General features: G+C 57.5%; 14 protein-coding genes. 10 read left to right on the top strand and 4 right to left on the bottom strand.

All coding sequences use genetic code 11. From position 1 onward, the window contains the following. Positions 1-316: 316 nt before the first annotated feature. The 8 genes from trpE to HY868_15265 all read left to right on the top strand — a co-directional run bounded on the left by trpE (position 317) and on the right by HY868_15265 (position 7890). On the top strand, positions 317-1798 hold the full coding sequence (gene trpE, locus HY868_15300; GenBank protein ID MBI5303499.1) for an anthranilate synthase component I: 1482 nt from the start codon (positions 317-319) through the stop codon (positions 1796-1798). A 68-nt stretch (positions 1799-1866) separates the two neighbouring features. After that, positions 1867-2436, top strand: a complete 570-nt coding sequence (locus HY868_15295) for an aminodeoxychorismate/anthranilate synthase component II (GenBank protein MBI5303498.1) — start codon at positions 1867-1869, stop codon at positions 2434-2436. Next, positions 2433-3455, top strand: a complete 1023-nt coding sequence (gene trpD, locus HY868_15290; protein ID MBI5303497.1) for an anthranilate phosphoribosyltransferase — start codon at positions 2433-2435, stop codon at positions 3453-3455. The genes HY868_15295 and trpD overlap by 4 nt, the downstream gene beginning before the upstream one ends. Positions 3456-3609: 154 nt before the next feature. Beyond that, positions 3610-4419 carry an indole-3-glycerol phosphate synthase TrpC gene (trpC, locus tag HY868_15285; protein MBI5303496.1) on the top strand — a complete coding sequence of 270 codons (810 nt, stop codon included), beginning with the start codon at positions 3610-3612 and terminating at the stop codon, positions 4417-4419. Positions 4420-4470: 51 nt separating this feature from the next. Then, positions 4471-5121, top strand: coding sequence for a phosphoribosylanthranilate isomerase (locus HY868_15280; GenBank protein MBI5303495.1), 651 nt, complete (start codon positions 4471-4473; stop codon positions 5119-5121). Beyond that, positions 5121-6290, top strand: coding sequence for a tryptophan synthase subunit beta (gene trpB, locus HY868_15275; GenBank protein MBI5303494.1), 1170 nt, complete (start codon positions 5121-5123; stop codon positions 6288-6290). Before HY868_15280 ends, trpB begins: the two co-directional genes overlap by 1 nt. 23 nt (positions 6291-6313) lie before the next feature. Beyond that, positions 6314-7111 (top strand): tryptophan synthase subunit alpha, encoded by a 798-nt coding sequence (locus HY868_15270; protein MBI5303493.1) that lies wholly within the window; start codon positions 6314-6316, stop codon positions 7109-7111. Positions 7112-7257: 146 nt separating this feature from the next. Continuing rightward, entirely contained in the window at positions 7258-7890 is a 633-nt protein-coding gene (locus tag HY868_15265; protein ID MBI5303492.1) for a hypothetical protein, read from the top strand. A 408-nt stretch (positions 7891-8298) separates the two neighbouring features. On the opposite strand, the gene HY868_15260 is transcribed toward HY868_15265, so the two are convergent. From HY868_15260 to HY868_15245, 4 genes are all read right to left on the bottom strand, one after another. Then, positions 8299-9384: a HigA family addiction module antidote protein gene (locus tag HY868_15260; protein MBI5303491.1), complete on the bottom strand. Its 1086-nt coding sequence runs from the start codon at positions 9382-9384 to the stop codon at positions 8299-8301. Continuing rightward, positions 9377-9715, bottom strand: a complete 339-nt coding sequence (locus HY868_15255) for a type II toxin-antitoxin system RelE/ParE family toxin (protein MBI5303490.1) — start codon at positions 9713-9715, stop codon at positions 9377-9379. The genes HY868_15260 and HY868_15255 overlap by 8 nt, the downstream gene beginning before the upstream one ends. A gap of 202 nt (positions 9716-9917) precedes the next feature. Continuing rightward, complete coding sequence (gene gyrB, locus HY868_15250) at positions 9918-11858, bottom strand: DNA topoisomerase (ATP-hydrolyzing) subunit B (GenBank protein MBI5303489.1); 1941 nt, start codon at positions 11856-11858, stop codon at positions 9918-9920. A 137-nt stretch (positions 11859-11995) separates the two neighbouring features. Then, positions 11996-12991 carry a hypothetical protein gene (locus HY868_15245; protein MBI5303488.1) on the bottom strand — a complete coding sequence of 332 codons (996 nt, stop codon included), beginning with the start codon at positions 12989-12991 and terminating at the stop codon, positions 11996-11998. A 79-nt stretch (positions 12992-13070) separates the two neighbouring features. Here HY868_15245 and HY868_15240 point away from each other — a divergent pair, with 79 nt between their 5' ends. Both HY868_15240 and HY868_15235 read left to right on the top strand, forming a co-directional pair. After that, positions 13071-14648 carry a hypothetical protein gene (locus tag HY868_15240; GenBank protein MBI5303487.1) on the top strand — a complete coding sequence of 526 codons (1578 nt, stop codon included), beginning with the start codon at positions 13071-13073 and terminating at the stop codon, positions 14646-14648. A gap of 28 nt (positions 14649-14676) precedes the next feature. Further along, a complete protein-coding gene (locus HY868_15235; protein ID MBI5303486.1) occupies positions 14677-14883 on the top strand; it encodes a DUF2905 domain-containing protein in 207 nt (68 codons plus the stop codon). Positions 14884-15002 lie beyond the last annotated feature (119 nt).

The following is a 15002-nucleotide window of genomic DNA, read 5'->3' as shown; positions in this document are numbered from 1 at the left end:
AGGAAATTGATTTTAGAAATTAGAGATTAGAAGTTGGAGTTTGGAAATTGGATTGAAACATCGAGAATCCAAGTCCCGACCTCCAACTTCTAACCTCCAACTTCTAAATGCGTTTCCACAGAGTGAGACTGGCTCGTGCGTTTCGTTTCATCACGAAACGCACGTTTTATTTTATCGAGACATACAACTCAATGTCTCGCCAGTCTCGATCAGGGTGGCACCACGGGAGCCAAGCAACCTCTCGTCCCTTGTTGCGTATCTATACGCGCAACGGACGAGAGGTTTTTATTTTTCAGAAATTCAAAAGGAGGTCGCAATGACATATCCCAGCTTTAGCGAATTCGAATCGCTCGCCAGCCAGGGCAATCTCATCCCGGTTTATCGCGAACTCAACGCGGACATGGAAACACCCGTGTCGGTCTACCTTAAACTACGCGATGAGTACGCCTCGTTCTTGCTCGAATCGGTCGAGGGTGGCGAACAACTGGCGCGCTATTCGTTCATCGGCGTCAATCCGTCGCGCGTCATCACCGTACGCGAGGGGCGCGTCACGCTGCGCGATCACACGCGCGCGGAAACGACGTTCGATGCCGACGACCCGCTGAACGCGTTGCGCGATTTTCTCGCGCCGTATCACGCGGTCACAATCCCAGGTCTACCGCGCTTTTTCGGCGGCGCGGTCGGATTCCTGTCGTACGACATCGTGCGCTACATCGAACGCTTGCCGCGCACCGCGCGCGATGAACTCGATCTGCCGGACGCGATTTTCTTGCTGACCGACACGCTCATCGCGTTCGATCAGGTCAAGCATCGTACGCTCGTCATCGCGAACGCGCATGTCGCGGAGCGCGGGAGCGCGCGCGCCGCGTACGACGACGCCGTCGCGCGTATCGAGAATATCGTCGCGCGGTTGAATCGCCCGGTTCCAACATCGGATACTGCGCCCGCGCCCAATGGACACGCGTTGCAATCGAACGTCACACCCGACCAATTCGCCGCGATGGTGCGCCGCGCGCAAGAACACATCGCGGCGGGCGATATTTTCCAGGTTGTCTTGTCGCAACGTTTTTCGCGCGAAACTGAAGCGGACGCGTTTTCGATTTATCGCGCCCTGCGCCGATTGAATCCATCGCCGTACATGTTCTTGCTCGATTTCCGCGATCTGCAATTCATCGGGTCGTCGCCCGAAGTGCTCGTGCGGCTCGAAGACGATATCGCGCAACTGAATCCGATTGCGGGCACACGTCGCCGCGGCAAGGACGAAGCCGAGGACGCGCGGCTCGAAACTGAGTTGTGCAACGATCCCAAGGAACGCGCCGAGCACGTGATGTTGGTAGACCTGGGTCGCAACGACCTGGGTCGCGTGTGCGAGTACGGCTCGGTGCAGGTTCCGCAGTACATGACCGTCGAGCGATTCTCGCACGTGATGCACATCGTCTCGCGCGTCGTCGGCAAGTTGCGCCGCGAGTTCAGCGCGTTCGATCTGCTTCGTGCGACCTTCCCGGCGGGGACGGTTTCGGGCGCGCCCAAGGTTCGCGCGATGGAAATCATCGAAGACCTTGAAGGGACACGACGCGGACCGTACGCCGGGGCGGTTGGTTATTTCGGTTTTCCGGTTGCGGGCAAGAGCAATATGGATTTTTGCATCACGATTCGCACCATCGTTCAGCGCGGCAAGCACGCGTTCGTCCAAGCCGGCGCTGGCATCGTCGCGGATTCCGATCCGCTCGGCGAGCATCGCGAATGTGAAAACAAGGCGCGCGCGCTCACGCGTGCCATCGAAATCGCGGAATCGTAAAGCAAATTTCCAATTTGCTTTATCATTGGGTGGACAAGTTGGAAACTTGTCCCACAGGAGGCATTCCCATGATTCTCGTCATTGATAACTATGATTCGTTCACCTACAACCTCGTGCAATACCTGGGCGAACTTGGCGCAGAGTTGCAAGTGTTTCGCAACGACCAAGTGACTCTCGGCGATATTGCGCGGCGCGCGCCCTCGCACATCGTCATCTCGCCCGGTCCCGGCAATCCGAGCGAAGGCGGCATTTCGAACGCGGTAATTCGTGATTTCCATCGCACCGTGCCGATCCTGGGTGTGTGCCTGGGTCATCAGTGCATCGGGGCGACGTTCGGCGGCAACGTCACGCGCGCGCCGCGCTTGATGCACGGCAAAACGTCCGCGATTTATCACGACGGGCGCGGCATTTTTGCCGGCGTTCCCAATCCCTTCGAGGCGGGACGTTATCACTCGCTCATCGTGCAAGACCCGCTACCCGACGAATTGTGCGTCACCGCGCACACGCAAGAAGGCGAAGTGATGGGCATTCGCCACAAACAGTTTCCGCTCGAAGGTGTACAGTTCCATCCCGAAAGCGTGCTGACCCAGCACGGCAAACAAATTTTGAAAAACTTTTTGAATCGAGGTGCACAATGATTCGCGAATCTATCGCCAAACTGATCGAGCGGCAAGATCTCTCGCACGACGAGTCCGCAAGCGTGATGAACGAAATCATGGACGGCGCCGCGACCCAGGCGCAGATGGCGGCATTCCTCACCGCGTTGCGCGCGAAAGGCGAAACCGTGGACGAAATCACCGGTTGCGCACGCGTGATGCGCGAAAAAGCGATCGCGGTCAAACCGCAACGCACCGACCTGGTGGACACGGCGGGCACCGGCGGCGACAAAGCCGGCACGTTCAACATTTCGACGACCGCCGCGTTCGTGATCGCCGGCGCGGGGTTGGGCGTCGCCAAACATGGCAATCGCGCGGTCTCCGGGCAGAGCGGCAGCGCGGATTTGCTCGAAACACTCGGCGTCAATCTCAACCTCACGCCCGAACAGGTCGCGCAGTGCATTGATCGCGTCGGCATCGGATTTTTGTTCGCGCAGAAATTGCATCCCGCGATGAAGAATGTCGCGCCCGTGCGCAAGGAATTGGGCATTCGCACCGTGTTCAACATCCTAGGTCCGCTCACGAATCCCGCGCGCACGCCCGCGCAAATTGTTGGCGTGTACGATGCGCGGCTCACGACGACGATGGCGCGCGTTCTGCACGCGCTCGGCGTACGCGCCGCGTTTGTGTTTCACAGCGCGGACGGTCTCGACGAACTGACGACGACCAGCATGAATCACGTTGCGCGATTCGACAACGGCGCGATTCGCAATGAAGAATTGGACGCGCGCGACCTGGGTCTGCCGCGCGCAACGCGCGACGATTTGCGCGGCGGCACGCCGGCTGAGAACGCGCAGATCACGCGGGCGATTCTCGCGGGTGAAGAGCGCGGCGCAAAACGCGATGTCGTCATGCTCAACGCCGCCGCCGCGCTCGTTGCCGGGGGCAAAGCGCGCGATTTACGCGATGGTCTCGCACGCGCCAACACCGCGATTGATTCCGGCGCGGCGCAACGCGCACTCGATGGGTTGGTTTCAATGAGCCAGGATTTCGCGATGTAAAAATAGGACGCGGACGAACGCGGATGAACGCGGATTTTTTCATACTGTCATTTCGAGCGAAGCGAGAAATCTCCACTCCGATTCGCGATTTCTCCTGGCTTCGCTCGTCGAAATGACAAAACCGTGTAACGTGAGTTAATGGGACAAAAACAAAATGATTCTTGACGACATCATCGCGCACAAGCGCCAGGAAGTGGACGCGCTAAAGCAACGCGTACCGCTCTCCGAAATCCGCGCGCGCGCCGAAGCGACGCCACCCCCGCGCGATTTCGCGGGCGCACTGCAACGCGACACCATCGCGCTCATCGCTGAAATCAAACGCGTGTCACCGTCGCGCGGCGCGTTGAACGCGATTGCCGACCCAGTCGCGCTCGCGCGCGTGTACGCCGAAAATGGCGCGTCCGCGATTTCGGTGCTCACGGACGAAAAGTACTTTCACGGCTCGCTCGACGATTTGCGCGCGGTGCGCGCGGCAGTGAGTGTGCCTGTCCTCCGCAAAGATTTTACGGTGGACGCGTACCAGATTTTCGAATCGCGCGCCGCGAGCGCGGACGCGATCCTGCTCATCGTTCGCGTGCTCGGCGACACGCAGTTGCGCGAGTACCTCGCGTGCGCGCGCGACCTGGGACTGGGCACGCTCGTCGAGATTCACGACGAACGCGATCTCGCACGCGCGGTCGCGGCGAACGCGCGTGTGATCGGCATCAACAATCGCAACCTCGCCGATTTCACGGTTGACCTCGCGACAACCGAACGACTCGCGCCGAAAATCGCATCCGATAAAATCGTCGTCGCGGAGAGCGGCGTGTTCACGCGCGAGGATGTCTCGCGCGCGGCACACGCTGGCGCACGCGCAGTCCTCGTCGGCGAGGCGTTGGTGCGCGCGGGAGAGATCGCGGCAAGGGTGAAAGAATTGACGCAAGTGCCGGTAAGCAAGGAAATAGGGAAAGGCGGAAACAAGTAAACAGGTAAACAAGTTTCCTTGTTTCCTTGTTTACCTGTTTACATTTTGCTTATGGCTCAAATCAAAATCTGTGGAATCACGAACCTGGACGATGCGCGCGTCGCGGCGGACGCGGGTGCGGATTTGCTCGGCTTTATCTTTTACGCGAAATCGCCGCGCTATATCGCGCCGGAACGCGCGCGTGAAATTGTTCAGCGCGTTCGCCACGCGTCACCTGCCGTTCGTTTTGTCGGTGTGTTCGTGAACGATTCGCTCGAACAAGTTCGCGCGACGATGGGAACGGCGCGGCTCGATTTCGCGCAACTGCACGGCGACGAATCCGCCGCGATGGTGCGCGCGTTGTCGCCGCGCGCGTACAAGGCATTGCGCCCGCGCGATGCCTTGTACGCGCGCGCTCAAATCGAAATGTATCGCGCGGCGGTGAACGGTAACACGCCGGCGTTGCTCGTGGACGCGTTCGACGCAAGACAATTCGGCGGAACGGGCACGCGCGCGGACTGGGAGATCGCGGAAATTATCGCGCGCGAGTTTCCGTTGTTGCTCGCCGGCGGATTGAACGCGGAGAATGTCGCGGACGCGATTCAACGCGTGCGACCCTGGGGCGTGGATGTCTCGTCGGGCGTCGAACGCGCGCCGGGACTGAAGGATCACGCCAAGGTGCGCGAGTTTATTCGCGCGGCAAAAATTGACGGAGGAATTTAATGATCGGACGATTCGGAGAGTACGGCGGGCAGTTCGTGCCCGAAACTTTGATGGCGGCGCTGGCAGAATTGGATGACGCGTTCAACGCCGCGCGCATGGATGACGCGTTTCAAAATCAATTTGTGGATTTGTCCGCGCATTTTACCGGACGACCGACGCCATTGTATTTTGCGTCGCGCCTCACCGAATTTTGCGGCGGCGCAAAAATTTATTTGAAACGCGAAGACCTCGCGCACACCGGCGCGCACAAAATCAACAACGCGCTCGGGCAAGGTCTGCTCGCCAAGCGAATGGGTAAGACACGCATCGTCGCCGAGACCGGCGCGGGACAACACGGCGTCGCGAGCGCGGCGGTCTGTGCGATGCTGGGTCTGGAGTGCATCGTTTACATGGGGACCGAAGATATGCGCCGTCAAGCGCCAAATGTGTATCGCATGAAGTTGCTCGGCGCGGAGGTGCGCGGCGTGGACGCGGGCAGCGCCACCTTAAAGGATGCGATCAACGAAGCGATTCGCGATTGGGTGACGAACGTGCAGACGACGCACTATTTGCTCGGCTCGGCGCTCGGTCCGCATCCGTACCCGACGATGGTGCGCGAGTTTCAAGCGGTCATCGGTCACGAGGCGCGCGCCCAAATGCTCGCGACCGAAAAACGTCTACCCGATTTGTTGATCGCGTGCGTCGGCGGCGGCTCGAACTCGATCGGTCTCTTTCACGCGTTCCGCGACGACGACGTCGCGATGATCGGCGTCGAAGCCGGCGGACTCGGCATCGCGTCCGGCAAACACGCCGCGCGTTTCGCCGAGGCGCGCCCGGGCGTTTTGCACGGGACGTACACCTACGTTCTGCAAGACGACGATGGTCAGGTGCGCGCGACGCATTCGGTTTCCGCCGGTTTGGATTATCCGGCGGTCGGTCCCGAACACGCGCACCTGTTCGACACCGAACGCGTCGGCTACACGTACGCGACCGACGACGAGGCGCTCAACGCGTTTCACCAACTCGCGCGGCTCGAAGGCATCTTGCCCGCGCTCGAATCCGCGCACGCGGTCGCCGAAGCGATCAAGCGCGCGCGCGAAATGCCTCGCGATGAAATCGTGTTGGTAAATTTGTCCGGGCGCGGGGACAAGGATTTGCAAACGGTGATGTCGGCGAGCGGTGAACAATGAACAGTGAATATCGGAGTTGAGACATGAATCGGATTGAAGAAAAATTTGTCGAACTAGGAACACAGCAGCGCGCCGCGCTGATGCCGTACTTGCCGCTCGGCTATCCGACGGTGGAGGAATCCCAGGACTTGATTCGCGTGATCGCCGACGCGGGTGCGGACATGATCGAACTCGGCGTACCATTCAGCGATCCGCTCGCGGATGGTCCGGTGATTCAACACGCGACCCAGGTTGCGCTGAAGAACGGCGTCACGCTCGCGAAATGTTTGGCGATGGCGCGCGCGGCGCGCGATGCAGGCGTGACGATTCCGCTCATCTTGATGGGGTACGCGAATCCGATTCTGCGTTACGGCATCGCTGCATTCGCGCGCGACGCGCAAAACGCCGGCGTAGATGGACTCATCGTGCCCGACTTGCCGCCCGAAGAAGCTGGCGCGTTCGATGCGGCGACGCGCGCGCACGACCTCGCATTGATTTTTCTCGCCGCGCCGACGAGCACACCGGAACGTTTGCAAAAAATCGCGGCGGCAACGCGCGGCTTTGTGTATCTCGTGTCGGTCGTTGGCGTGACCGGCGCACGCGCGCAACTCGCCGCCGATCTGTCGAGTTTCGTTGCGCGGGTGCGCGCGATCACCTCGAAACCGGTCTGCGTGGGATTCGGCATCGCGAATGCGGAATCGGCGCGGCAGGTCGCGCAGATCGCGGACGGGGTGATCGTGGGCAGTGCGCTCGTGAACAAGATTGGCAATGGCAACGCGATTCAAGCCGCGCGCGAGTTCATCGCCGAGTTGCGTGGAGCGATCAATCACAAGATCGAATAATACCAGAACTATTTGGACGCGGATGAACGCGGATTTTCGCGGATAAGAAAAAAATCCGCGTTCATCCGCGTCCTATTTTTCATCTTGCCAAAATTGACGCGCGTGTGCGTGATGCGTTATACTGAAACCACGGAAGGGGATCGCACATGAAAGTGGCTATTGCCAATAACACGTATCCGCCCGCGCGCGAGTTGCTCGCACGCGGCGTCAGTTATCGTCTCCGCGTCCTCGGCTATCGCAACGTAGAGGTGCTCGCCTACCGGTACATGGAAGATTTGCTGGACTCGACGCTGGACTATGACGTGTTCGTTTGCTACAGCAACTTTGGCAAAAAGATGGGCGGCGTCGAAGGTGCGGGTCTCTTGCGCGCCTACAAGCCGGACGCGCGCATTATCGGCGTGACGACGATGCATCCAAAGGCATCGCGCTTTCGCGACCTGGGCGCGGTTGGCATCATTTTTCCCGGTGAAGACGAGGTCAAACAAATCTGCAATGTCATCTTGGCGAAAGCGCCGCCGCCAGCGACCCAGTGTCCCAAATCGCGACCGCGTCCGCTCCATTTTGTCGAAGGGCGTAAATTGGCTAACGAATACGTGTGGCTGTACGCGTGCCCCGATTGCCGACTGAAGTGTTTGATTAGCGTTTCGGACCGCGCGCGCGAATTCCAGGGTAGACCGATTTCGCCGGACGAAGTGGATGCGCTACGGCAAAACGACGAACTCGTCCTCAAGGCGAATGATGTGTTAGCGAATGAAATAGAAATCAAGTGGTTGCCGTGAAATAAAAACAGGGCGAAGCATTTTTCAAATGCTTCGCCCCAAGTTTTAATAATACTTCCTCACATACGCAAATGCACGACCGAACAATTCCTGGCCAGTGTGCAGTTGATGCTTGAGCAATGTGCGTCGTGAACCGTATAGCACGTGACTTTACACAAATTTGCGGAGCACCACGGGATCAAAACAACCGTCGCCAATTTTACCCCATCGACGAATGCGTAAATTATCCGTGTCCATATACTCGCCCGCAACATATTGTTCCAAACCGCTCATTGCGGTTCGGCGTCAACTTGGACATTCCGCATCACGTCGCCAAAGCGGATGGTGCGCCAAGCAGATATTGTTTTTTGGGTCATAGTAGCGCACAGACCCGAAGGGTTCACTTCGCGAAAACCCTTCGGGTCTTGATCAGATCCACACCAAGCGGCGTTTCAAATCGTTGCAATGACTGTGCGGCAAATGTCCATCGTGTTGCAACCGTCCGACGACAATGCCTGGGGCAATTCCAACTTCATCCGCAAATTCTTGGATGGCGGTTTTAGTGCGGTACGAACCGGCTTGGATGAATCGTTCCCAGTCGGCCGGACTAATCAATAAATTTGCCGCAAAATCGTTCGCCTGGTTTTCTTTGTCGTCGGTCAACGTATCCTCTTCAAGAAACACGTCACGTTTGCCGTGCAAGACGATGTGTCCCGCTTCGTGGAAGAAGGTGAACCAGAGTTGGTCATCGCGTTTGTAAAACAAACTCAGTTGAATGAGCGCCTTGTCTGGCGAGAGCCAACGTGTGACGCCGCTCACTCTCACTTTGGGGAGTTCCGGCACGAAAACGACCGCGACGCCAGCATTCGCGCACATCCGCGTTAGTGCGGGACAAAACTCTTCGGGCGCGGCAGTCGTCAACGCACGCGCGTGACTCAGCGCGGCTTGAAACTTGGCGGCATCATACGCTTGGCAAGGAATTTGTTGTGCGTCCAGCTCGCCTTTGCGAAGCCACGCCGCCACCGCGCCGGGATCACTCTGAAACGCGCGGGATTGACGGTACGCGGCAGCCGGCTTGCCCCAAAGGTTTTCCCATTGATCGGGCGACGCCACGCCAAAAAACCGCAAGACAGCTTGGAATTGCTGAACGGGATCATCGAACGCGGCAAACCATTCGAGTTTAGCTATTGCTTTGACCGGAATCTGTTTGAGCCAAGCCAACTGCTTTTGCAAACGTTCTTGCTCATCAAGGCGCGCGAGAGATTCGCGATAATTGCGTTCGAGATTGTTCCAAAAGCCGGCAGGCACACCCAGCACGCGCTCCAATTGCAAAGCCGTTTCAGGCGTAATCGCGACTTTGCCTTTGATGATTTCGTTGACGGTTTTGAGCGGGCGACCAGTGCGTTTTGCCAGTTCGGCTTGGTTCATCCCAAGCGCCTGAATCGTTTCGAGCAACGTGTCGCCGGGGGGAGTGGCATAGTCAGGGATGAATTGATTTTGTAATTGTTTAATCATGCGTATTCTCCACGCCAATAATCACAATCGCTGTGACACGTGTCCAATCCAACCCGCCATCAGGGTTGCGTGGTACAGGATCATTCGCGCAGACAAAAATTAGACGGTACGGATACTCTACGTCAGCGGAGATTTGTTCAGCGCGATTTTCCCTCAATTGGTGATAACGCGCTTGCGGCAGTGAGCGCAAATCCTCCAAGCGATCAGCGGCGTGTATCTCGGCAAGACGCCGCTGAATGAGTTTGGCTTGGATCGCGCCATAGCGTTTGACCAGCAATCTGCTATTGTTGAATTCTTTGCGGAGCCGATCGTTTTGAAAGAGGATTTTCACTAAAAACCCCTATAAAAAAGTATTAACGGCGGGGGTTAATATGTTTATACACTACAAACCAACGTCTGTCAAATCAGAGCGTAGGCAAAACACAATTGCCCGCCCAGGTACGACCTGAGCAGGCAAACCACCTACTCGAATCGAACGGGGTCACATTGGCACCCGAACAGTTCGTCGTTTTTAGGAAACGTCCCTGGGATGCTTACACATCCAAGTTTCTTACACTCTTCGCGTGCGTTTGAATGAATCGCTTGCGCGGCGCGACTTCACTCCCCATCAGCATATCGAATGTGCGATCCGCCTCTGCCGCGTCCTCGACGTTCACCTGCAACAGCGTACGATTCTCCGGATTCATCGTCGTTTCCCACAACTGCGCGGGATTCATCTCGCCCAGACCTTTGTAGCGTTGAATGTCCATCTTGTCGCTCTTGGTCTTTTTCTTGAGCGCGTCCAAATCCTTGTCGTCAAAAACGTACTGCTCCTCTTTGCCGACCTTGACGCGATAGAGCGGCGGCTGCGCGATGTAAAGATGTCCGTGCGAAACCAACCCTTCCATGTAACGGAAGAAAAAGGTAAGTAACAGCGTGCGAATGTGCGAACCGTCTACATCCGCATCGCTCATCAAGATGATGCGCGAGTAACGCAGATTTTTGAGATCGAATCCGTTACCCACCCCGGTGCCAATCGCCGTGATCATCGCGCGGATTTCTTCGTTCTGTAACATTTTGTCGAGCCGCGTTTTCTCGACGTTCATAATCTTGCCGCGCAGAGGCAAGATCGCTTGGAACTTGCGGTCGCGTCCTTGCTTAGCCGAGCCGCCGGCACTGTCGCCTTCCACGAGGTACAACTCGGTTTTCTCTGGGTCTTTTTCGGAACAGTCCGCGAGTTTGCCGGGGAGTGACAGCGATTCGAGCGCGCTCTTGCGAATGACCAGATCGCGCGCCTGGCGCGCGGCTTCGCGCGCGCGCGCGGTCGTGAGACACTTTTGCACGATCTCTTTCGCCTCGCGCGTGTGCTCTTCGAGAAACGCGCCGAACGCTTCGGTGAACACCGACTCGACCTGGGTCTTGACTTCGGCGTTGCCCAGTTTCGCTTTCGTTTGCGATTCGAACTGCGGCTCTTCGAGTTTCACCAAGAGAATCGCCGTAAGCCCTTCGCGCACATCGTCGCCCGAAAGATTGGGGTCGCTCTCTTTGAGCAAGTTGGCTTTGCGCGCGTAATCGTTCAACGTGCGCGTCAACGCCGAGCGAAAACCGGTGAGATGCGTCCCACCATCCACCGTGTTGATGTTGTTCGCGAACGTGTAAACCGATTCGCCATACCCGTCGGTGTACTGCACCGCGATTTCAACTTGCGACCCGTTGACTTGGCGCGCCACCGTAAACGGCGTGTGGATCCCCGTGCGGTTCTTGTTCAGGTAACGGACGAAGGAGGTGATGCCGCCTTCAAAGTAAAAGGTCATTTCGCGATCTTCGCGTTCATCGCGAAACGCGATCGTCAAGCCGCGCGTGAGGAACGCCATCTCACGAAAACGCTGCGCCAACACGTCGAACTTGTAATCAATCGTTTTGAAAATTTGTTTGTCGGGATAAAACCGTTGAATCGTGCCGCTGCGTTCGTCCGCCGGATATTTGCCGACCTGTTTCACATCCGCTTGCGGCGCACCGCGCTTGTACGTTTGCCGATATAGTTTGCCGTCGCGGCGCACTGTGGATTCGAACCATTCCGAGAGCGCGTTGACCGCGCTGACGCCGACGCCGTGCAAACCGGAGGCAACCTTGTACCCGCCTTGTCCGAATTTCGCGCCGGCGTGCAATTTCGTCATCACGACTTCGAGCGCGGATTTGCCGGTCTGCGCGTGAATGTCCACGGGGATACCGCGCCCATTATCAATCACGGTGACGATGTTATCTTTATCAATCTTAACGTCAATGCGATCGCACATGCCGGCGAGCGCCTCGTCAATCGCATTGTCCACCACTTCAAAGACTAGGTGATGCAAGCCGCGCACATCCGTCGAGCCGATGTACATCCCAGGACGCTTGCGGACCGCTTCGAGACCTTCGAGCACCGTGATCTTGGAAGCGTCGTAGGTTTCCACCGGCATATTTTCTAATTCGTTCTCTTGAACTTTTTTAGCCATAACAAACCTTTGATGTCATTGCGAGCCGCACAGCGGCAAAGCAATCACCAACCCCAACCTAGCCCTCCCCTTTGTAAGGGGCGGGTTGGGAGGGGTCGCTTGCTTCGGGCTTCGCCCTCGCAATGACTGAATGAATCCTAACTCTTGACCGGCGGCGTCGCCGCTTTGCGCGCCTGGGCTTGCCACTGCGCGAGCCAATTCACGCGGTCGTAGTAAAACAGCATCACCGCCGCGATCAACCCGCTGCCCAAAAACGCGTTGGCGACAATATCGAATGCCAAGCCCCACACATTGACCAATAAATTCTCCCAGACGACCGCGAATCCGATCTGAAGCAAATAGATCAAGAACAGCAGAATGAGCGCCGAGCGTCCATTGAACCGAAAAATCGCGATGCTGTTGAGCGCGGCTTGCCGCACGTTCAATCCGCCGACAAAAATCGCGGGGATCGTAAACGCAAGATAGAGCGCCGTCCACAAAAGAATGACCATGCCTAGCATTAACACAAACGCGCCCACACCTTGATTGATCAAACTCGCGAGCACCGCGATGATCGAGAACGGAATCATCAAGACCATGAACGCGAGCAAGCCGAGTACGAGCAACGCGAGCACATTTAACCACGCTTTGACCGCGCGTCCGACCAACGCGCCGCCGGACTCGCGCCGCACACCGCGCGCGACCGCTTCGAGATATACGCTCGCGAGCAGAACGCCGACGAGGACGAGCACGACGGCGAGCGCAAACAACCCGACGCCGTTGTTGAGCGTTAGCCAGGTCGCGCGCGCGGGAATGCAGGCGCTCTCTGCATCCACCGCGCCGACGAGACTCGGCATACCGAACGCGAGCAACGTGAGGAACGTAAAGACATTAAAGTGCGCCGTGCCGGTTTCCAACGCGTGTTTCAGTTCGTCAAAATTTTTCGCCGCATCCGCGGTCATTCCCGCCGGCAGACTGAGCGACGAAAAAAGCGGACGCAACACCGGCTCGGCGGTGATAGACGGACCGAACCACAAAAAGAGATCGAGCGCGATCGGAATGAGCAACACCCACGGTCGGCGCACGATCATCGCGAATCCGCCGGAGAGAATTTCGATCACGCCGAGCGGTTTGTTTTCTGTTTGTTTCATCATCGGCGAGAATTATAACAGAACACGTGTGCGGGGTCAAATAAAGTTGGGGATTCGATTCACTCGCGGTATAATCGGCGCGATGAAACAACGAAACTCCTTGTGGCTCGCGCTCGCGATGGGCGTCTTCGTCGCGCACGCGGTTTTCTATTTTGTCGTCCTCGGTTACGACGCGGTGGACGACGCGTTCATTTCGTTTCGATACGCGCAGAACGCGGTGCGCGGCATCGGGCTGGTGTTCAATCCCGGCGAGCGCGTCGAAGGGTTCACCAACTTTTTGTGGACGGTCGCGATGATTCCGCTCGAAGGCATTCACGCGGATGTCGGTCGCGCGAGTATGGTGCTCGGCGCGCTGTTCGCGCTCGCGACGATGTGGCTCGTCGTGCAATTTGCGAAAACAGTTGACGCGCCGCGCGGTGTCGGCTTGCTTGCCGCGGGTTTGCTTGCCGCGGATGGCTCGTTCGTGCTGTGGTCGGTCAGCGGACTCGAGACGCCGCTGTTCGGTTTTCTGATTTTCGCCGGCGCGTGGCTCTATGTGCGCGAAAACAACTTGGACAGAGCGTCTCAATCAAAGAACGAAAATCCGCGCACATCCGCGTTCATTCGCGTCCAAAATTTCCCACTCAGCGGCATTTTCTTCGCGCTCGCCGGGATGACGCGCCCGGAGGGACTGCTGGTGTTCGCGATCACGGTCGCGCATCAAGCCGCGTGGCGCATTCTCGCCGAGCGGCGCTTGTTCACCGGGCGCGATGTCGCGCGCGTCGCAACCTTCGCGATGATTTTCGTGCCGTACTGGCTGGGACGCTGGTGGTATTTCAAATCGCTCTTACCTAACTCGTTCCACGCCAAGGTCTCCGCGTCGGGACCCGCCGCGCAAATCGAACGCGGCTGGCGACACCTGTCCCAGTTTGTCGGCGTGCACCTCAGTTGGATTATCCTGCTACCGGCGCTTGCGGCACTTATTAATTCGTTACATAAGACGGCAGGAAGAAAATTTTGGAGCTCCCGGCTTTTCTGGCTAACCTACTTCATCGCGCTCATCGCGCCGTACTGCGCCTACATCGTTTACGTCGGCGGCGATTGGTCGGTCGGACGATTCTTTGCGCCGTTGATGCCATTGTTCTACCTGGTGCTTTCCACCGGAGTTGTGGAAATCTGGCGATGGATTGTGGATAAATGGGGACAACTACGCTCATCCTGGGTCGCGGGTTTGGGGATAACTGCACTAATTCTGTTGATAATATTGGCTTCGTCGTGGATGGGCGAGTATGGCATCTACATCAAGAGTTTCGACGCAGGCAAGGCAACGCTCGCACGTGAGACAATGGGGCGGTGGCTTAAAGCGAACGTGCCGCCGGGGACGTTGATCGCGGTAGACGCCGCAGGGCAAGTACCGTACTTTTCCGATCTGCCGGCAGTGGACATGTTCGGCATCAATGACTTGCACATCGGACGGCTTGCAGTACCGACCTTGGGGACCGGCACGCCCGGACATGAGAAATTCGATCTGGGTTACGTACTCGTACGGCAACCGCAATACGTCGTGATTTTCGGAACGTTGTTCGATAGCATCGCAGAGTACGAACGAGTTCCAGTTACGTGGACGGACGATCCGGCGCTTGCCAAGTTTCTGACATTGTATCGGAGAAAGAGCCAGTAGGGAGGTTGCAGTGGAAGAGTGGGGCAAGATGCTATTGCTCGTCGGACTCGCGCTTGCGTTGTTGGGTGGTGTGCTCGTGTTTGTCGGACGCATACCCGGCATTAGTCGTTTGCCGGGTGATTTTGCAATTCAGATGGAAGGTTTTTCATGTTTCTTTCCATTGGCAACTTCAATTCTGTTGAGCATTGTGCTGACGGTATTGATCAATGTTATTCTTCGTATCATCAATAAATAGTACTAGTAGTCGTAGTAGGGGCTGTGGAAAAGTGGGGAGAGCGAACGCCTGTGCTATTCGGTGCGAGCCCTCGCGTTGCAACCCAGCTACCTTCGCGAGATTTAGTTTGCGCGTACCAA

The organism is Chloroflexota bacterium (assembly GCA_016219275.1).
GTDB lineage: Bacteria > Chloroflexota > Anaerolineae > UBA4142 > UBA4142 > JACRBM01.
The sequence above is the reverse complement of the archived record's forward strand: the minus strand, read 5'-3'. Positions and strand labels throughout refer to the sequence as shown.